General features: G+C 56.6%; 17 protein-coding genes and 1 pseudogene. 1 reads left to right on the top strand and 17 read right to left on the bottom strand.

All coding sequences use genetic code 11. The features are described 5' to 3' along the window. Positions 1–3: 3 nt before the first annotated feature. Together xylB and dalD are read right to left on the bottom strand one after the other, a co-directional pair. Complete coding sequence (xylB, locus tag Q3H59_RS06370) at positions 4–1,473, bottom strand: xylulokinase (RefSeq protein WP_309833835.1); 1,470 nt, start codon at positions 1,471–1,473, stop codon at positions 4–6. A 10-nt stretch (positions 1,474–1,483) separates the two neighbouring features. Beyond that, on the bottom strand, positions 1,484–2,878 hold the full coding sequence (gene dalD / locus Q3H59_RS06365; protein ID WP_217548736.1) for a D-arabinitol 4-dehydrogenase: 1,395 nt from the start codon (positions 2,876–2,878) through the stop codon (positions 1,484–1,486). Between the two features lie 195 nt (positions 2,879–3,073). On the opposite strand from dalD, the gene Q3H59_RS06360 reads away from it, so the two are divergent. Then, entirely contained in the window at positions 3,074–4,021 is a 948-nt protein-coding gene (locus Q3H59_RS06360) for a sugar-binding transcriptional regulator (RefSeq protein WP_101763642.1), read from the top strand. A 146-nt stretch (positions 4,022–4,167) separates the two neighbouring features. On the opposite strand, the gene hisP is transcribed toward Q3H59_RS06360, so the two are convergent. The 15 genes and pseudogenes from hisP to Q3H59_RS06285 form a co-directional block, all read right to left on the bottom strand. Then, positions 4,168–4,941, bottom strand: coding sequence for a histidine ABC transporter ATP-binding protein HisP (gene hisP, locus Q3H59_RS06355; RefSeq protein WP_101763641.1), 774 nt, complete (start codon positions 4,939–4,941; stop codon positions 4,168–4,170). Positions 4,942–4,949: 8 nt separating this feature from the next. Continuing rightward, positions 4,950–5,666, bottom strand: a complete 717-nt coding sequence (locus tag Q3H59_RS06350; protein ID WP_008105190.1) for an ABC transporter permease — start codon at positions 5,664–5,666, stop codon at positions 4,950–4,952. After that, entirely contained in the window at positions 5,663–6,349 is a 687-nt protein-coding gene (locus Q3H59_RS06345; RefSeq protein ID WP_008105192.1) for a histidine ABC transporter permease HisQ, read from the bottom strand. Before Q3H59_RS06345 ends, Q3H59_RS06350 begins: the two co-directional genes overlap by 4 nt. A gap of 194 nt (positions 6,350–6,543) precedes the next feature. Then, the gene (gene argT, locus Q3H59_RS06340) at positions 6,544–7,326 is read right to left on the bottom strand and encodes a lysine/arginine/ornithine ABC transporter substrate-binding protein ArgT (protein ID WP_101763640.1); all 783 of its coding nucleotides are present in this window, start codon (positions 7,324–7,326) and stop codon (positions 6,544–6,546) included. Positions 7,327–7,604: 278 nt separating this feature from the next. Further along, positions 7,605–8,174, bottom strand: coding sequence for a UbiX family flavin prenyltransferase (locus Q3H59_RS06335; protein ID WP_061717852.1), 570 nt, complete (start codon positions 8,172–8,174; stop codon positions 7,605–7,607). A 116-nt stretch (positions 8,175–8,290) separates the two neighbouring features. Then, on the bottom strand, positions 8,291–9,808 hold the full coding sequence (gene purF, locus Q3H59_RS06330) for an amidophosphoribosyltransferase (protein ID WP_101763639.1): 1,518 nt from the start codon (positions 9,806–9,808) through the stop codon (positions 8,291–8,293). 36 nt (positions 9,809–9,844) lie between these two features. Next, on the bottom strand, positions 9,845–10,330 hold the full coding sequence (cvpA, locus tag Q3H59_RS06325) for a colicin V production protein (RefSeq protein WP_064739347.1): 486 nt from the start codon (positions 10,328–10,330) through the stop codon (positions 9,845–9,847). A gap of 250 nt (positions 10,331–10,580) precedes the next feature. Then, positions 10,581–11,331: pseudogene (dedD, locus tag Q3H59_RS06320) on the bottom strand (cell division protein DedD). After that, positions 11,321–12,589: a bifunctional tetrahydrofolate synthase/dihydrofolate synthase gene (gene folC / locus Q3H59_RS06315; protein WP_309833834.1), complete on the bottom strand. Its 1,269-nt coding sequence runs from the start codon at positions 12,587–12,589 to the stop codon at positions 11,321–11,323. The pseudogene dedD and the gene folC overlap by 11 nt, the downstream one beginning before the upstream one ends. 66 nt (positions 12,590–12,655) lie before the next feature. Next, positions 12,656–13,564: an acetyl-CoA carboxylase, carboxyltransferase subunit beta gene (gene accD, locus Q3H59_RS06310; protein WP_008105205.1), complete on the bottom strand. Its 909-nt coding sequence runs from the start codon at positions 13,562–13,564 to the stop codon at positions 12,656–12,658. A 132-nt stretch (positions 13,565–13,696) separates the two neighbouring features. Next, positions 13,697–14,350: a DedA family protein gene (locus Q3H59_RS06305; RefSeq protein WP_101763636.1), complete on the bottom strand. Its 654-nt coding sequence runs from the start codon at positions 14,348–14,350 to the stop codon at positions 13,697–13,699. Between the two features lie 36 nt (positions 14,351–14,386). Then, on the bottom strand, positions 14,387–15,193 hold the full coding sequence (gene truA / locus Q3H59_RS06300; protein ID WP_309833833.1) for a tRNA pseudouridine(38-40) synthase TruA: 807 nt from the start codon (positions 15,191–15,193) through the stop codon (positions 14,387–14,389). Further along, a complete protein-coding gene (locus Q3H59_RS06295) occupies positions 15,193–16,203 on the bottom strand; it encodes an aspartate-semialdehyde dehydrogenase (RefSeq protein ID WP_309833832.1) in 1,011 nt (336 codons plus the stop codon). Before Q3H59_RS06295 ends, truA begins: the two co-directional genes overlap by 1 nt. 101 nt (positions 16,204–16,304) lie before the next feature. Then, complete coding sequence (gene pdxB, locus Q3H59_RS06290) at positions 16,305–17,429, bottom strand: 4-phosphoerythronate dehydrogenase PdxB (protein ID WP_309833831.1); 1,125 nt, start codon at positions 17,427–17,429, stop codon at positions 16,305–16,307. A gap of 56 nt (positions 17,430–17,485) precedes the next feature. Beyond that, positions 17,486–18,265, bottom strand: a complete 780-nt coding sequence (locus tag Q3H59_RS06285; RefSeq protein ID WP_192411461.1) for a helix-turn-helix domain-containing protein — start codon at positions 18,263–18,265, stop codon at positions 17,486–17,488. Positions 18,266–18,325 lie beyond the last annotated feature (60 nt).

Genomic DNA, 18,325 nt, shown 5'->3' with positions numbered 1-18,325 from the left:
GAATTATTCAGGCAACAACACTCGCGCCTGCTGCTGTTGTGCATAGAGCGTGCGGAACAGCTGCAATCGCTGCTGCAGCACCTTGCCGCGCGCAGCATCTGGTTGATATCGCGCCTGTACTGGCAGTTTGAGGCAAACTTCGCTCTCCACACCACCCGCAGCCAGCCACGCCAGACGCGCTGCCCCCAAAGCGCCGGACGCGCTGGCGGGATGCGTGACGATCGGCAGTTGCAGCACATCGGCGATCAACTGCGCCCACAACGTGCTGCGCGCCCCACCGCCGGTCAGGCTGCACTGCTGAATCTGGCGCTGCGCATCACCAAGCACCGCGAACCCGTCGGCCAGACCAAACGCTACGCCTTCAATTACTGCGTAGCCGAGCAGCGCACGCGGTGTTTCGTGGCGCAGATTGAAGAAAGAACCGGAGGCGTCAGGATCGTTGTGTGGCGTGCGTTCACCGGAAAGATAGGGCAGAAAAACCGGGGCATGACGCCGCTGCTCTTCACTGAGCTGTGCCATCTCTTCCATCAGTTGGCTTTCGGTAACGGAAAGCAGATTACACAGCCAGCGCAGGCAGCTGGCGGCACTGAGCATCACACTCATCTGGTGCCAGCGTCCGGGCAAGGCGTGACAAAAGGCGTGCACGCCCGATTGCGGATCGGCCAGCAAACGATCGTTGACGACAAAAATCACGCCGGAGGTACCCAGCGAGATAAAAGCATCACCCGGATTAACCGCGCCGACACCAACCGCCGATGCGGCATTGTCGCCACCGCCGCCCGCCACGCAGACCGCGGCCGACAAGCCCCATTCACTTGCCAGATCGGCTTTCAATGGGGCGCTCACCGCGCTGCCTTCCACCAGCGCCGGCATATTGGCGCGCGTAAGACCGGTGATGGCTAACAGTTCGTCGGACCAGTCGCGCTGAGCCACATCGAGCCACAACGTGCCTGCCGCGTCTGAAGGTTCACTGATAAATTGTCCGGTTAAACGCCAGCGTAGGTAGTCTTTCGGCAATAGCACTTTATCGATGCGACGGAAAATCTCAGGCTCATGTTCTGCCACCCAACGCAGTTTAGGTGCGGTGAAGCCCGGCATAATCATATTGCCGCTGAGCTGCATCATTTCCGGATGTTGGGCACTGAGCGCGGCACATTGCGGCGCGCTGCGCGTGTCATTCCACAGAATGCACGGGCGCAGCACCTTGCCCTGCGCATCCAGCAGCACCGCGCCGTGCATCTGCCCGGACAAACCCATCGCGCGAATCTCGCTCCAGGCCAGCGCGTCCTGCTGGCGCAATCCAGCAAGGACATCACTGCACGCTTGCCACCAGCGCTCGGGATCCTGTTCTGCCCAGTGCGCATGCGGGCGCTGCACGTTGAGCGTGGCGTGATTCGAGGCAATGATCTCACCCTGCGCATTGATGATCAGCGCTTTGAGCTCGGAGGTGCCAATATCAATCCCAAGATACATAACGCGCTCCTTACACCGCAGCCAGCATGCGTTCTGGCTGTTTCAGCCACAGTTGCAGATCCGCCACGCTGCGCGTCACCAGCGCATGAAACGCCTTGTCCTGTGCCAGTTCGCCAAATAGCGCGCTATCGCTGAGGAAAGCGTTCAGTGCATCGGAGCGGCTAAACTGCTGGCGCAGCGCATCGGCTTGCAGCACGCCATCCTGATAGGTGTAAGGCAAATCATCACTGGCCCAGCGTTGCAGGAACAGGAAGAACAGTGCAGGCAGCACGGCCGTGGCCGCCGGTTCTGCGCCACGCTGATAGCATTCGCGCAGTGTTGGCGTCACCATGCCGGGGATTTTCGACAAACCGTCCGCGCCAACACGTTGATTGGTGTCTTTAATGTAGGGATTGCTAAAACGCGCCAGAACCACATCGCGATAATCGGCTAAATCCAGCGGGCTCGGCGACAGCGATGGCATCACATCCTGGGTCACGTAGTCATAGGCCAGTTGGTAAATCGCCGGCTGACGCGTGCTGTCATCAATGTAATTGAGGCCAATCAGCGTGCCTGCCCAGGCAATCGCCGCATGCGTGGCGTTAAGGATGCGGATTTTCGCCTCTTCCCACGGCAATACCGATTCCACTAGCTCAACGCCAACCTTCTCCAGCGCCGGCCGACCGGCAATGAAGTCATCTTCAATCACCCATTGAATAAAGGATTCGGCCATCACCGATGCACCATCCTCTTTACCCGTAGCGGCTTTAACGCGCTCTGCCACATCCGGCGTTGGACGCGGCGTAATGCGATCCACCATGGTGTTGGGCGAGGTGGTATTTTCGCGCACCCAATTCGCTAAGGCGTTGTCACCTTTGGCGGTAAGAAACGCGAGGAAGCCGTGACGGAAACGTTCGCCGTTGTGGCGCAGGTTATCGCAGTTGAGCAGCGTAACGGGCGCGCCACCGTTGGCCACGCGCTGCGTGAGGATGCGTGCCAGCGCGCCATAAATCGTGCGGATGTCGCCTTTCACATCGGCCTGCACATCCGGTTGCGTCAGGTCCAGTTCGAATTCCGGTGTCAAATAGTAACCGGCTTCGGTGACGGTAAAACCTATCACGCGGGTTTCACTTTTCGCTCCCTGCTCCACCAGCGCGCTGATGTCGCTATCCCACGGCAGGATTTTGCGCAATGACGTGATGGTTTCATAGGCGCGTTCGCCATCGGGTGTAACGGTTTCCAGCACATATTCGCCCTCTTGCGCAGCGAGTTGCTTTAGCAACGGCGCGGCATCATTGCGGATATTGCCGAGGGCAATGCTCCAGCTGTCATCGCCCTGCTCGCGTAGTTTATGCAGATACCACGCCTGATGCGCGCGGTGAAAAGATCCTGCGCCGATATGCATCCACACTGATTGATTGGTCATAGTCGCCTCAAAATAAACATTTGCCACGATTAAGGGCATTTGCCCGATGAGGCGTAGCATAGTGCGAGCGAGCAGCCTTGTTCTGCGAGCTCAGTCACAATTAATACTTTTGCTCTTTTTTAGGGCTTTTGCTCAGTTAACACTTCATCGGCATCTCGCGTTAACATGGCGCACCGGTTTTGACGGAACAGCGCGATGAGCAGAGAAGAGAAAAAACAAGAACTGGCAGCACGTGCGGCCTGGATGTATTACGTGGCGGGCGTGACGCAGCAAGAGATTGCACGCGCGTTAGGATTGTCACGTCAGGTGGCGCAGCGATTGGTCTCCAGCGCGCGTGAAATGGGCATGGTGAGCGTAAAGATTGATCATCCGGTTACCCATTGCTTGCATCTGGCGCGCGACGTTCAGGATAAATTTGGCCTGCAACTGTGCCGTGTGGTGCCATCCGCTAATCTGGATGATGACGCTATTCAGCAGATGCTGGCAGTGGAAGGCGCGGCGGTGATGGCGCAATACATCAGCGAGGAGCAGCCGCAGGTATTTGGCATTGGTTCCGGTAAGACGCTGCGCTCGATGATTGATGCGCTGCCCTGGGTTGAGCGACCGCAGCATCAGTGCGTTTCGATGATTGGCGCGATTGCGCGGGACGACTCGGGTACGCGCTATGACGTGCCGCTGAAGATGGCGGAGAAGATGCAGGGCAAGTATTTCTTCATTCCTGCGCCGCTGTATGCGGATACGCCTGAAGATAAAGAGATGTGGATTCAGCATCAGGTTTATCAGCGCGTGACGTTACGCGCCTTGCAGGCGAATGTGGCCTTCGTTGGCATCGGCGAAGTGCAGCCCGGCTGCCCGCTGCATGCCGAAGGCTTTATCACCGATGCGCAAGTTGCTGCGCTCAACGCGCGCGGCGTGGTGGGCGAAATGCTCGGGCACTTTTTCAATCAGCAAGGTGAACGCGTGTGGGGTGAAACCGATGAACTGCTCACCAGCGTGTTGCTGGAGAGCCAGACGCAACGCCAGATTATTGGCTTTGCCGGCAGCGAGCGTAAATATCCGGCGATTCGCGCGGCGTTGCAGGGCGGCTGGGTGTCAGGTCTGGTGACCGATGAGGATACCGCGCTGAAGTTGTTGCGGGGGTAGAGGGTGCTCGCTGTCCCCCACCTCGGTCCTCCCCCATAAATGGGGGAGGAAGATGCTGCCATATGTTCGTTCTGGTGCTGCATATGGCAGCGTCTCCTTCCCCCGCAGGCGGGGGAAGGCCGGGATGGGGGACAGCGGGCACAAAACTACTTCAACGATCCCTTCAAAAACTGCTGCAAACGTGGGCTTTTTGGATTGCCGAACAGCTCATCCGGCGTGCCCTGCTCTTCAATTTTGCCCTGATGCAGAAAGATCACATGATTAGAGACGTGACGAGCAAACTCCATCTCGTGCGTTACCACCACCATGGTTTTGCCCTCTTCCGCCAGTTTCTGCATAATGCGCAGCACTTCGCCGACCAGTTCCGGATCGAGCGCAGAAGTGGGTTCGTCAAACAGCAAGACTTCGGGCTCCATCGCCAACGCCCGCGCAATCGACACGCGCTGCTGCTGACCACCGGAAAGGTGCACCGGATATTTGGCACGCGCACGCGCATCAATGCCGACTTTATCCAGATACTTGATCGCACGCTCACGCGCTTCCGCCTTGCTCAGCCCCAGCACCTGAATCGGCGCTTCGGTAACGTTGTCCAGCACCGTCATGTGGCTCCACAGGTTGAAGTGCTGAAACACCATGGTCAGGCGCGTGCGCAGCATACGCAGCTGCTCTTTGTTCGCGACTTTCAGTTGACCATCGGTGTCGCGCACCAGATTGATCTGCTGGTTGTTGACCGCAATGGTGCCTTCGCTCGGTTTCTCGAGGAAGTTAATGCAGCGTAAAAAGGTACTTTTCCCGGAACCGGACGAGCCAATAATGCTGATCACATCGCCGGCATTTGCCTGCAGCGATACGCCTTTCAGAACTTCATGTTCACCGTAACGTTTGTGCAGTTCGGTAACGCTTAATTTATTGTCAGCCATAGTGATACTCAATGCGATGAAGAAGGTTTTACGTGCGCCAGGAAGCGTTGTTCAGCTTTGCGGAACAAGCTAATCAGCCCGTAAGAGATAATCAGATACAGCACCGCAGCGATGCCAAACGCGGTAAACGGCTGATAGGTGGCCGAGTTGATATCGCGCGCGATTTTTAACAGATCCGGCACCGTCGCGGTAAACGCCAGCGCGGTGGAGTGCAGCATCAGGATCACTTCATTGCTGTACGCCGGCAGCGCGGTGCGCAGTGCCGAAGGCAGAATGATGCAGCGATACAATTTAAACGGCGAGAAGCCATAGGCGCGCGCCGCTTCGATTTCACCGTGCGGCACCGAACGAATCGCACCGGCAAAGATTTCGGTGGTATAGGCGCAGGTGTTCAGCGTGAACGCCAGCAGCGTACAGTTCAATCCACTGCGGAAGAAGGCGTTCAGCAGCTCGGTGCCCTTCACTACTTCCAGCGTGTACATGCCGGAGTAGAACACCAGCAGTTGCACATACAGTGGCGTGCCGCGAAACACATAGGTGAACAGCCAAACCGGCGTGGAGATAAAGCGGTTAGAGGAGACGCGCGCAATCGCCAGCAGCACCGCGAGCGAACCGCCAATCACCACCGAGATGATCAATAACCACAGCGTAATCGCGATGCCGGTAAAACGGTAACCATCGGTCCAGAGCAGCTGTTTCCAATACTCCTGAATAATCTCAATCATAGCTCTGCCCTTTTCACACCCACCGTGTAGCGACGTTCAAGCCACCACAGCACGCCATTCGACAGCGTGGTAAACACCAGATAAATCACACCTGCCACAATGGCGAAGTAGAACGGCTGCCAGGTACTTTTACCTGCCAGCTGCGTGGCTTTCACCACATCTTCCAGCCCCAGCAGCGAAACCAGCGCCGTGGCTTTGAGAATAACCTGCCAGTTGTTGCCGATGCCCGGCAGCGCAAAGCGCATCATGGCCGGGAACAGAATGCGACGGAAGGTTTGCGAGCCGGTGAAACCGAAGGCGGTTGCCGCTTCGATCTGCCCTTTTGGCACCGCGAGGAACGCACCACGGAAGGTTTCAGTGAAGTAGGCGCCGTAGATAAAGCCGAGCGTGATGATACCGGCGACCATCGGGTCGATATCAAATTGCGCCAGTCCCAGCGCATCAGTGAGAGTATTCAAGGCGATCTGCAGACCGTAGAAGATCAGCAGCATCAACACCAAATCGGGCACACCGCGGATTAAGGTGGTGTAGCCTTCAAACAGCATCGCCAGCGGGCGACTGCGGGAAAGTTTGGCGCCAGCGCCTATCAAGCCGAGCACCACCGCCAGCAACACGGAACTGAGCGCCAGCTCCAGCGTCACAAGGGTGCCCTTGAGGATTACTTCGGAATAGCCATACAACATGGGTTCAATCCTGTCGTGAGGGTAAGTTACAAACGCTGCCCAACTGACGGACAGTCCTAACCGGGGAATTTGAATCGCAGGATGGATGGCGGCAAGCGTATGAAGCCGGGCAGTTTACATAGGTAAGCGCCCGGAGTGAATACTTATGTGCAACCTTCCTGCCTTTCACAGACCAGGATTAGGAAACAGGATAATTAATCGCCGTACACGTTGAAATCAAAGTACTTCTTAGCAATCTTGTCGTAAGTGCCGTCTTTACGCATCTCAACAAAAGCTTTATCGATCGCGGCCTTAAGATCGGCATCATCTTTACGCAAGCCCATACCGGTACCGACGCCAAAGATCTTGTCGTCTTTCACTGCCGGGCCGGCAAACGCATATTTAGCGCCAACAGGCTGCTTCAGGAAACCTTCGCTCGCCTGCACTTCGTCCTGGAACGCGGCATCAATACGACCGGCATTCAGATCCTGATACACCAGATCCTGGTTAGCGTAAGGCGTAACGGTGACACCTTTTGGCTGCCAGTACTCTTTTGCATAGGTTTCCTGGGTGGTGCCCTGCAGCAGACCGATGTTTTTCCCTTTCAGGGATTCAATGGTCGGTTGCAGCGTAGAACCTTTCGGAGCCACTAAGCGCGCGTTTGCCGCGTACAGTTTTTCAGAGAAGTTAATCTCTTCCTGACGCTTTTCGGTAATTGACAGAGAAGAGATGATGGCGTCGATCTTTTTCGCTTTCAGCGACGGGATCAGCGCATCGAAATCACTTTCCACATAAGTACATTTAGTCTTGATACGTTTACAAATTTCGTTCGCCAGATCGATATCAAAGCCCACCAGCTGACCTTGCGCGTTCTTGGATTCGAATGGCGGATAAGTCGGGTCAGTTCCGATGCGCAGCGACTGCGGCACAGCGGCGAAGACGCTCGCGCTACTTACCATTGTCAGCATCAGAGAAAGAGCCAGAACTCGCTTTTTCATAGTTAACCCTCAAGTGAAGTGCTTATTGTTATGTGGTGCGTGATGTGTTGGTTTGCGCTGTAAGCTGTGCACGTTTCATGCCAGTTGTGCGAATTGGCTAAACGCTGCGCAAGCGCGCTAAATACTGCGCCGGTTAGCGGCGCAAGCACTTAGTTTGTGAGGGAAATATAACAGTGGTGTGAGGAAGAAAAAGCGACATTGTTAACTTTTGGTGCACAAGATGCACGAAGAGTGATCGCACACGCGAATTTGCACACGAGCAGTGCATTAATGCACCATTATGCGCCACTCCAGCGAGTGAAAAGATCTTCTGGCAGCTCAATATCGAACTGATCGAGCACACGATTCACCGTTTGATCGACTAAATCGCCGATCGATTGCGGACGATGATAGAACGCTGGCACCGGTGGCATGATCAGCGCGCCCAGCTCTGCGGCGGTGGTCATCATGCGCAGATGTCCTAAATGCAGCGGCGTTTCACGTACACACAGCACCAGCTTACGCTGCTCTTTAAGCACCACATCGGCGGCGCGGGTCAGCAAGCTATCACTGTAGCTGTGCACGATCCCTGACAGCGTTTTCATCGAGCACGGCGCGATCGCCATGCCGAGAGTCTTGTAAGATCCGGATGAGATGCTGGCGGCGATGTCGCGCACGTCATGCACCACATCGGCCATCGCTTGCACCTCGCGCAGGCTGAAATCGGTCTCCAGCGCCAGCGTTTGCCGCGCGGCGGGGCTGATCACCAAATGGGTTTCCACCTCCGCCAGCGGTTGCAGCACTTGCAACATGCGTACGCCGTAGATCGCGCCGCTGGCGCCGGAAATACCAATGATCAGTCGTTTCATAATTCAGCCTTGCAGGTTCAGATTGCGGCAATGATAGCGGCTCACTGAACAAAAATACAAAAACAAACAGGGCGGGATTGCGCCCGCCCTGCTTTTACTCTGCCATAACCTCTGGCTTAGCCTTCGTTGTGCAGCTCCAGACCTTCCACTTCTGTCTGACGCGCGATGGCTTTGGAATCGTCATTACGCAGCGACTGCAGATACTCAAGGTACTGTTGATCGACATCTTTGGTGACGTAGATGCCGTTGAATACCGAGCACTCAAAGTTGGCGATATCCGGGTTCTCTTCACGCACCGCTTCAATCAGGTCGTTCAGGTCCTGGAAAATCAACGCATCCGCTTTAATCAGCTGGCAAATCTCATTCACTTCACGGCCATGCGCAATCAGTTCGGTAGCGCTTGGCATATCAATGCCATAGACGTTCGGGAAACGGATCTCTGGTGCCGCCGAGGCGAGATAGACTTTTTTCGCGCCCGCTTCACGTGCCATCTCAATGATCTGCTCGGATGTGGTGCCGCGAACGATGGAGTCATCCACCAGCAACACATTCTTATCACGGAACTCAGCACGGTTGGCGTTCAGCTTACGGCGAACGGCGCTGCGGCGCTGCTGCTGGCCGGGCATGATAAAGGTACGGCCAACGTAGCGGTTCTTCACGAAGCCCTGACGATATGGCTTGTCGAGGATGCGTGCGATTTCCAGCGCGATATCGGTTGAGGTTTCCGGAATCGGGATCACCACATCGATATCCAGATCTTCCCACTCGCGGGCAATTTTGTTACCCAACTTGGTGCCCATACGCACGCGTGCACTGTACACCGAGATTTTGTCGAGGAACGAGTCCGGACGCGCAAAGTAGACGTATTCGAACAGGCACGGATTGGTTTTCGGGTTCTCGGCGCATTGACGCGTAGAGAGCTGGCCCTGCTCGGTGATGTACACGGCTTCGCCAGGCGCTACGTCACGAATGAACTCGAAGCCCAGCGTATCCAACGCGACGCTCTCTGACGCCACCATGTATTCGGTGCGGCCATCGGCGATAACGCGCTTGCCCAGCACCAGCGGACGAATACCGTTGGGATCGCGGAAGGCGACCATTCCGTGTCCAATAATCATTGAAACCACTGCGTAAGCGCCGCGCACCTGCTGATGCACAGCCGCCACCGCAGCAAAAATGTTGTCAGCTTCCAGCGGATAGTGCTGAAAACGGTCCAGCTCCTGCGCGAAGATATTCAGCAGGATTTCGGAATCTGAGGTGGTATTAACGTGACGGCGACCCGTTTCGAACAGCTGTTTACGCAGTTCGTGGGCGTTAGTCAGGTTGCCGTTATGCGCCAACGTGATGCCGTAAGGAGAGTTCACGTAGAAAGGTTGCGCTTCAGAGGCGCTGGAGCTGCCTGCCGTTGGGTAGCGCACATGACCAATCCCGATGTTGCCCTGCAGACGCTGCATATGGCGCGCTTCGAACACATCGCTGACCAGGCCGTTGGCTTTACGCAAACGGAAGCAGTTAATAGCATCGATGGTACAAATGCCGGCGGCATCCTGCCCGCGGTGCTGAAGCACCGTTAACGCGTCATAGATTGACTGGTTTACTGGCATGAAACCGGTGATACCAACAATACCGCACATATTGTCATTTCCTCATTAGCCGCACTCCCGATGGTGTCACCGGGGTAAAAAACTCGACGTGCTTTTCAGGTAATCGAAAAACCACCTGATGATGTAACTGAACTGGGGAATGAGTTGCGACTGTTGCCAGTCCGGGCTTTTAGAAAAGCCGGTGAATGTATCGAGAAAGAACAGCATAGCAGACACGATCAGCACACCGCGCAACGCCCCGAAACAGACACCCAACACCCTGTCGGTTCCCGACAAGCCGGTTTTTTCAACCAGCGAGCCGATCACATAGTTCACGATGGCACCCACAATCAGGGTGGCAACAAACAACACCGCGATAGCGATGCCGTTGCGAACCAGTTCGTCGTCAAAACCTGTAAACCAGACTGCAAGGTAGGCGTAATAATGACTGGCGACAAAAAACGCGCATCCCCAGGTAACGAGAGATAAGGCTTCCCGGACAAACCCGCGAATCAGGCTGACCAGAGCCGAAAAACCAACTACCGCAATAATGACGTAATCAATCCAGATCATGAACTCTTCCAGCCCAGTGCTATCGCACCCCTGCATCCAGTTCGGGGCGCATTCTAACAGAAAAAGAAAACGTTTGCGTAGGGTTTTCCGGTTCTGTTTCCGCAAAAAGGGCGATGAAAAAAACTTTCCTCGCCCTGTGTATTATCAGTGATTTAATCCACTGATATTCAATGATTTTCCTGTCGCGCTTCGCTACAAAAATTTTGTAAAGCCGCGCCTTTTTCTGCTATTGGCGCGGCTTATCAGCGCGTTATCGCGCGCTATACGGTTTCACCACGCCACCGAGGCCGGAGATGCTTTGCAACTCACTCAGCGAGCCTTGCAGCTTCGCTTTATTGGCATCCGGACCGACGTAAATGCGGGTGATTTGTCCCTGCACCGGCGTAGACGGCACGGTAAAGGCGCGATAACCGGAAAGACGCAGCTGCGCCACAATCTCGCTCACTTTCGCCGCATTCTTCAGCGCTCCGAGCTGCACCACGAATGCCTGACCAGCTGGCGCTGCCGGTTCACTCTGCTTCGGCGTTTCCACCGGTTTCGACTGCTCTACCGGTTTCGGCTGCTCGACGGGCTTCGGCTTAGCTTGCTCCACCGGTTTTGGCTTCGGCTGTTCAACCGGCTTCGGTTTCGGCTGCTCGACCGCTTTTGGCTTCGACTGTTCCACCGGTTTCGGCTGCACTTGCTGATGCACCGGCGGCGGCGTGACCACGCTGGGCTCGCTATTCTGCGTGGGCTGTGCGCTGCCGTTGGTGGCGGTTTTACCACCGTTCTGATTCTGGGCCGCGCCCGCCCCTTCCGGCGGCTGCGCCGGCAAGGGTTGCGTCACCGGCGGCACCATTTCGCTATCCTGCTGATCGTCCGGTTTTGGGCACCAGCGGAATGGCGGCGAACTCTTCTTTATAATGTTTCTTCTTACCGTCTAGCAGGCCGGGCAAGACGATGACACCAATCGCCACCAGAATGACCGTACCGACTAAGCGATTTTGGAACTTACTTGCCACTGCCGTTCTCCGCTGCCATCGATTCCATAACCTGCGCTACGGTGTGGAAAGAGCCACACACCAGAATCACATCTTCGGGACGCGCCTGCTGACGCGCCGCTTGCCAGGCTGCATCAACGTTGCTGTAAGCCACACCGCCGTCCAGATGAGCCAGCAGCTCATCGGCGGAGGCACCGCGCGGACCGTCGAGCGGCGCGCAGTACCAACGATCAACCTGTGGTGCCAGCGCCGCCAGCGTGCCCGCGATATCTTTGTCGTGCAGCATGCCGACCACCGCATGCACTTCACCGCTGTGCGGCTCTTCAGCCAGACGCGAAGCCAGATAATAAGCGGCATGCGGATTGTGCGCCACATCGAGAATGACGCGCGGCGCTTCGCTGACGGTCTGGAAGCGCCCCGGCAAAATCGCCAGCGGCAGATGCTGACGAATAATCGCTTCGCTTACCGTTAAACCCGACGCACGCAGCGCGGTCAGCGCGGTGGCGGCATTGGGTAACGGCACCTGCGGCAGCGGTAAATCGCGCAGCTCGCCGTGCGCATCCTGCAACGTCCAGCTGGTACCCGTTTGCTGCCACTGCCAGTCGCGATTGCGCTGCAGCAACACCGCGCCCTTCTCCGCTGCAACGTCGGCGATGGTGCCCGGCATATCGGCTTCACCGACAATTGCTGGTTTACCTGCGCGGAACACGCCGGCTTTTTCCCGGCCGATACTTTCACGATCCGGACCCAGCCAATCGGTGTGGTCGAGCGCGATGCTGGTGATCACTGCCACGTCGGCATCGACAATATTGGTGGCATCAAGACGTCCGCCCAGGCCGACTTCAAGGATCACCACGTCGAGATTCGCCGCGCGGAACAGATTGAAGGCCGACAAGGTGCCGAACTCAAAATAGGTGAGCGAAATATCACCGCGCCCGGCTTCAATCGCGGCAAAACTGGCGCTGTGCTGCGCTTCATCCAGTTCAGCGCCCTGCACCCGTACACGTTCGGTGTAACGCACCAGATGTGGCGAGCTGTAAACGCCCACGCGATAGCCCGCGGCCATCAATAGCGTTTCCAGCGTGCGGCAGGTGGTGCCTTTGCCGTTGGTGCCGGCGACGGTGAAGACAAAAGGAGCGGGTTTGAGCAGGTCGAGGCGTGCGGCGACGCGTTGAATACGATCCAGACCCAGTTCAATGGCCTGCGAATGCAGATGCTCAAGATAATGAAGCCACGTGGCCAAAGGCGACGTGGCTTGAGGAAGGAGAAGATTATCCATGTGTCCCGTTTACTGATTTACGGTGCATTGGTAAAAAGGCGCATCGCTGCGCCTTTCCGTTGCCTGTCAGGCTTCGTTGCTCTCCGGCTCAGCCACATTTGGCTGATCACCATCCAGCTGCGGCGCTGGCAGGTTCATCATTTTCGCCAGCAGGCTTGCCAGCTTAAAGCGCATTTCCGGACGACGGATGATCATGTCGATTGCGCCTTTCTCGATCAGGAACTCACTGCGCTGGAAGCCCGGCGGCAGTTTTTCACGCACGGTCTGCTCGATAACGCGTGGACCGGCAAAGCCAATCAGCGCTTTCGGTTCCGCCACGTTGAGATCGCCCAACATCGCGAAGCTGGCTGAAACGCCGCCCATGGTTGGGTCAGTCAGCACGGAGATATACGGCAAGCCGCGCTCCTGCATTTTCGCCAGTGCCGCACTGGTTTTCGCCATCTGCATCAGCGACTGCAGCGCTTCCTGCATACGTGCACCGCCTGACGCGGAGAAGCAGATCAGTGGGCAGTTGTCTTCCAACGCCTGCTCAACGCCACGCACAAAGCGCGCGCCAACCACTGAACCCATTGAGCCGCCCATAAAGGAGAACTCAAAGGCCACAGCAACAATTGGCATGCCGTGCAGCGTGCCTTTCATCGCCACCAGCGCGTCTTTCTCACCGGTGTCTTTCTGTGCGGCGACCAAACGGTCTTTATACTTCTTCGAGTCGCGGAACTTCAGTAGATCTTTCGGTTCCAGCTCGCTGCCCAGCTCAACCAGCGAACCTTCATCCAGCATGCTATGCAGACGCTCACGGGCGTGCATGCGCATGTGATGGTCGCACTTCGGGCAGACCTCGAGGTTACGCTCCAGCTCGGCGCGGTACAGCACCTGCCCACAACTATCGCACTTGGTCCACACCCCTTCCGGGATGCTGGCTTTGCGCGTTGGCGTGGCAGTGCTTTTATTCAGTATGCGTTCAATCCAGCTCATTGATGACCTTTCTATTTAATGCTGACCTGGTCCAGTCTTCTCATTGCTGCTGAAATCACCTTCAGCAGGCCGTAAATGTCGCTCATTAAACCACAACCCGTTCACGCTGTGGATAAAAATCTGGTAACGAGCTTACTGCGACTTCTGCTGGCGGCGATGACGCCACACTTCAATTACGCCTGGCAGTATAGAAACCACGATGATGCCGACGATCAGCAGCTTCAGGTTCTCCTGCACAACCGGCAGGTCGCCAAACAGGTAACCAGCGTAAGAGAACAGCAGCACCCACAGCAGTGCGCCCGTCACATTGTAGAGCGCGAAGTGGCGATAAGACATGTGTCCCATCCCCGCCACAAAGGGGGCAAAGGTTCGCACGATTGGTACAAAGCGCGCAAGTATAATGGTTTTGCCGCCGTGGCGATCGTAGAACGCGTGGGTTTTATCCAGGTAACTGCGACGGAAAATTTTCGAATTCGGGTTGCTGAACAGCTTCTCACCGAACAGACGACCAATCGTGTAGTTCACCGCATCACCGAGGATGGCGGCGATCACCAACAGCGTTACCATCAGGTGAACGTTGAGATCGTTACCCGGCAAGGCCGCCAGCGCACCGGCAACAAACAGCAGGGAATCGCCTGGCAGGAACGGCGTGACCACCAAACCCGTTTCACAGAACAGAATCAGGAACAGAATGGCGTAAATCCAGATGCCGTACTGCGCCACCAGCTCGGCCAAATGCACATCAATATGCAGAATAAAATCGACTAAAAAGTGGATGAAATCCATATAACCACAACTCCCCTAACACCCAACAATTAACGGTTAATCCGCGAGGAACAACGGTCCCAACGCAGGCTGAGGTAATGCAAAGTGGGATGGATAATCCACCGCTACCAGATAAAGGCCTTCGGCTTTGGCGGTCGCCGCCGCCAGCTTACGATCTTTGGCCGCGAGCAGCGTCGCCATCCACTCTTCCGGCTGGTTGCCGGTGCCGATTTCCATCAGGCTGCCGACAATATTACGCACCATGTGATGCACAAATGCATTGGCTTTGATATCCACCACCACATACGGCCCATGACGCGTGACGTTGAGATGCATCACGTTGCGCCAAGGCGTGCGTGACTGACACTGCACCGCGCGGAACGAAGTGAAGTCATTCTCACCAATCAGCGCCTGACCAGCGCGCTGCATCTTCTCTGCATCCAGCGGATGGTAATAATGGGTAATGCCATTGCCCAGAATCGCTGGACGCAGCCGATGGTTGTAAATCACGTAGCGATAGCGGCGTGCCGTGGCGCTAAAACGCGCATGAAACTCGTCCGGCACCGCTTTCACCCAGCGCACCGCGATGTCATCGGGCAGATTGGCATTCACACCCAACGTCCACGCTGCGTCAGCACGCGGTGAGGTGGTTTCAAAATGCACCACTTGTCCGGTGCCATGCACACCAGCATCGGTCCGGCCCGCGCAGAACACCACCACCGGATGATCGGCCACTTTCGACAGCGCCTTTTCCAGCTTTTCCTGCACGCTGCGCACTTCATTTTGCCGCTGCCAGCCGTAATAACGGCTGCCATCGTATTCAATACCCAACGCCAGCTTAAACGTTTTCCCTTCAGGCAACATTAATAGAAATACTCCTGCACCAGTTTCTCAGCCGTTTTCACCGCCATCAGTGCACCGCCGAAGCGGATATTGTCTGCCACAGACCAGAACTGCAGCAGCTCTGGAATGCCGTAATCGTTGCGCACGCAGCCAATGCTCAGCACGTCGCTGCCGGAGGCATCGCCCACCTGCGTGGGGTAATCGCTCTCTTCACTCAGGTTGATATCACCGGAGCGGCCCAGTTCATCGCGCGCTTCTTCAGCGGAAAGCGGACGCAGATTCTCCACGTGTACGATCTGCGCATTGCCGTAGAACACCGGCGCCTGCACGCTGCTTACCGCGATCGGCAAACCTTCGTCCTGCAGCACTTTACGTACCTGCTCAACCACGCGACGTTCGCTCTCGACGCTGCCATTGCTGTCCGCCAGCAGCGGCAAAATGTTGAACGCCAGCTGGCGGCCAAAATAGTGCGTTTCCGCCGGCACGCCGTTCAGCAAACGCGCACTTTCACCGGCCAAACCTTCAACCGCCGCTTTACCATGGCTGGAGGCCGCAATCAGGTTGGTAACCTGCAAACGGCTCAGACCAGCCAGATCCACCAGCGGTTTGATTGCGCACAGCAGCTGGCTTACCAGGCTGTCGGCAACGGTAATGATGTTGCGATTGCGGTAATCCGCCAGCACCTGTGGATTCACATCCGGCACCACCAGCGGCACATCCGGTTCGAGCGCAAACAGATCGCTGCTATCGATCACCAGACAACCCTGGCTGGCGGCTTCTTCGGCATAGCGCGCCGAGGCTTCACGACCCGCAGTGAAGAACGCCAGCTGCACTTGCGTCCAGTCAAATTCGGCCACGTCCTGCACCAGCACGGTACGTCCCTCAAAACGTTTGTTCTCACCGGCACCGTTTTCACTCGCCAGCAAATACAACTCACCAACCGGGAACTGGCGTTCAGCCAGCAGTTCCAGTACAGCGTTCCCTACTGCGCCTGTTGCGCCCAAAAGCGCGATATTCCAGCCGTCAGACATGTTGGTTACTCCAGAGATTGACACAAAAACAGAAGGCGATGAAAACATCGCCCGAGATTTAGGAATTATCCCCCGCAATAGTGCAGGTGATTGAAATTTCTTTACAAACTGGCGCGGAAGCCAAGCTGATTGAGCATCGCCGCCGTCTCCGCATCATCGCAATGCACCTGCAGCGATGACCACTCACGACGCTCTTGATATTGCTTGCGCAGGCGATCAAACTCGCCTGGCTTTGCCGCCACTTTACGCAGTGGCGCATCGTCGCGGCGCACATCATACACCAGATGCACTAAGCGTTTTAGCGTTGGCTGATCGAGCTTGCCGCGCAGGGTGACAGAACCGAATTCAGGTGCCGGCAGCAGGCTTTCCAGCGCCACCTGCTGCGGCTGGCCGATAAAGTCGCACCAGGCTTCAAACACTTGCGTGGTGCCGCGCGCTTTACCTTCCAGCGTGTAGCCAGCGATATGCGCGGTGGCGATATCCACTTTATCCAGCAGATCGAGCGACAGATCCGGCTCCGGCTCCCACACATCCAATACCACGCTAAGATCGTGGCGCATCTTCAGCACTGCCAGCAGCGCCGCGTTATCTACCACCGCACCGCGGCAGGCGTTGATCAGAATAGTGTTGGGTTTGAGCGCCATCAGCAGCGCCGCATCGGCCAAATGCCAGCTTTTATACGGGCCATCTTTAAACAGCGGCGTGTGGAAGGTCAGGATGTCGGCCTGCGCCACCAGATCATCCAGCGAATGGAAGGTTTCCTGATCGCCACGATCGGCGCGCGGTGGATCGCACAGCAGCGTTTTCACGCCCCAGGCTTGCAGACGCTTCTGCAGGCGGCCGCCAACATTCCCCACGCCAACAATGCCCACGGTGCGATCGCGCAGTGCAAAACCATCGCGCTCCGCCAGCAGCAGCAGCGAGGAGAACACATACTCCACCACCGCAATGGCATTACAGCCAGGCGCCGCAGAGAAGCTGATGCCTGCCGCCGCCAGTGATGCTTCATCAATATGATCGGTGCCGGCGGTCGCGGTGCCGACAAACTTCACCGGCGTACCGGCCAGCAGTGCCGCATTCACTTTGGTGACGGAACGCACCATCAATCCGCTGGCGTCCTGCAGCTCAGCTTCTGGCAACGGACGGCCGGGCACCGTGAGCACATCGCCGGTGCGGCTGAAGAGTTCACGGGCATAAGGCATATTTTCATCGACGAGAATTTTCACTGCGGCGGTCCTGTCTGCAAAAATTTAAGGCGCGTATTTTGCCATAAAGCCGGGGATTAACCTAACCGACTACGATAGCGATCGGGCGTGGTACCGGCCTGCTGCTGGAACATCACAATGAGCGCCGACGCCGAGCTGTAACCCAGCTCGTGAGCGATGCCCTGCACGCTGCAACCCTGCTCCAGCAGCGCGATAGCACGCAGAAAGCGTAAACGCTGCCGCCATTCGCTGAATGACATATTCAACTGCTGCTGACAGCGTCGCGCTAGCGTACGCTCGGTGGTGAACACGCGCTTCGCCCATTGTGCCAGCGTGGTGTTATCGCCGGGATGCGCTTCAAGCGCGCGCAGAATCGGCGCGAGGAATTTGTCATCCGACATCGGCAAATAGCTGTTATGCACCGGCGCCAGACGCAGGCGATCGATCAACACTTCACACATGCGCCAGTCGGCTTGCGTTTGCGGCTGCTCCAGTTCACGGCGGGCAAAATCATTCATGATGGCGTGCCCAATGGCATCGACATGCAATAAACAGGCTTTATCCGGCAGGCCCGCGCAGAGATCGGCGGCAAGATTAAAGGTGCGAAAACGCGCTTCGTTGTGGTTGTAACTGCTGTGACGATGGCCGGCCGGAATCCAGATTGGGATATCTGCGGGCGTCAGCAGACGTTCGCCCTCCACTTCCATCTCCAGCACGTGGCTGGTGACGAAAATCACCTGGCCCCAATCATGCGCATGCGTGAGGTATTCGGTTTTGGCGTTGACCTCGTCATAGCGCATGAAGAAGCGCAGCAAAGGCGCATCAATCGGCGGCTGGTATTCGACTTGTAGATTCATTCTGTCCGGTCACTAACAAATGTTGTCCGATTTTAACTATCTGCGTTAAACCGGTCAAAC

The organism is Pantoea sp. SORGH_AS_0659 (genome assembly GCF_031453915.1).
Lineage (GTDB): Bacteria > Pseudomonadota > Gammaproteobacteria > Enterobacterales > Enterobacteriaceae > Pantoea > Pantoea leporis.
The sequence above is the reverse complement of the archived record's forward strand: the minus strand, read 5'-3'. Positions and strand labels throughout refer to the sequence as shown.

Coding starts and splice junctions, on each gene's coding strand:
- xylB (WP_309833835.1), bottom strand. CDS start 1,473: ATGTATCTTGGGATTGATATTGGCACCTCCGAGCTCAAAGCGCTGATC.
- dalD (WP_217548736.1), bottom strand. CDS start 2,878: ATGACCAATCAATCAGTGTGGATGCATATCGGCGCAGGATCTTTTCAC.
- Q3H59_RS06360 (WP_101763642.1), top strand. CDS start 3,074: ATGAGCAGAGAAGAGAAAAAACAAGAACTGGCAGCACGTGCGGCCTGG.
- hisP (WP_101763641.1), bottom strand. CDS start 4,941: ATGGCTGACAATAAATTAAGCGTTACCGAACTGCACAAACGTTACGGT.
- Q3H59_RS06350 (WP_008105190.1), bottom strand. CDS start 5,666: ATGATTGAGATTATTCAGGAGTATTGGAAACAGCTGCTCTGGACCGAT.
- Q3H59_RS06345 (WP_008105192.1), bottom strand. CDS start 6,349: ATGTTGTATGGCTATTCCGAAGTAATCCTCAAGGGCACCCTTGTGACG.
- argT (WP_101763640.1), bottom strand. CDS start 7,326: ATGAAAAAGCGAGTTCTGGCTCTTTCTCTGATGCTGACAATGGTAAGT.
- Q3H59_RS06335 (WP_061717852.1), bottom strand. CDS start 8,174: ATGAAACGACTGATCATTGGTATTTCCGGCGCCAGCGGCGCGATCTAC.
- purF (WP_101763639.1), bottom strand. CDS start 9,808: ATGTGCGGTATTGTTGGTATCACCGGTTTCATGCCAGTAAACCAGTCA.
- cvpA (WP_064739347.1), bottom strand. CDS start 10,330: ATGATCTGGATTGATTACGTCATTATTGCGGTAGTTGGTTTTTCGGCT.
- folC (WP_309833834.1), bottom strand. CDS start 12,589: ATGGATAATCTTCTCCTTCCTCAAGCCACGTCGCCTTTGGCCACGTGG.
- accD (WP_008105205.1), bottom strand. CDS start 13,564: ATGAGCTGGATTGAACGCATACTGAATAAAAGCACTGCCACGCCAACG.
- Q3H59_RS06305 (WP_101763636.1), bottom strand. CDS start 14,350: ATGGATTTCATCCACTTTTTAGTCGATTTTATTCTGCATATTGATGTG.
- truA (WP_309833833.1), bottom strand. CDS start 15,193: ATGTTGCCTGAAGGGAAAACGTTTAAGCTGGCGTTGGGTATTGAATAC.
- Q3H59_RS06295 (WP_309833832.1), bottom strand. CDS start 16,203: ATGTCTGACGGCTGGAATATCGCGCTTTTGGGCGCAACAGGCGCAGTA.
- Q3H59_RS06285 (WP_192411461.1), bottom strand. CDS start 18,265: ATGAATCTACAAGTCGAATACCAGCCGCCGATTGATGCGCCTTTGCTG.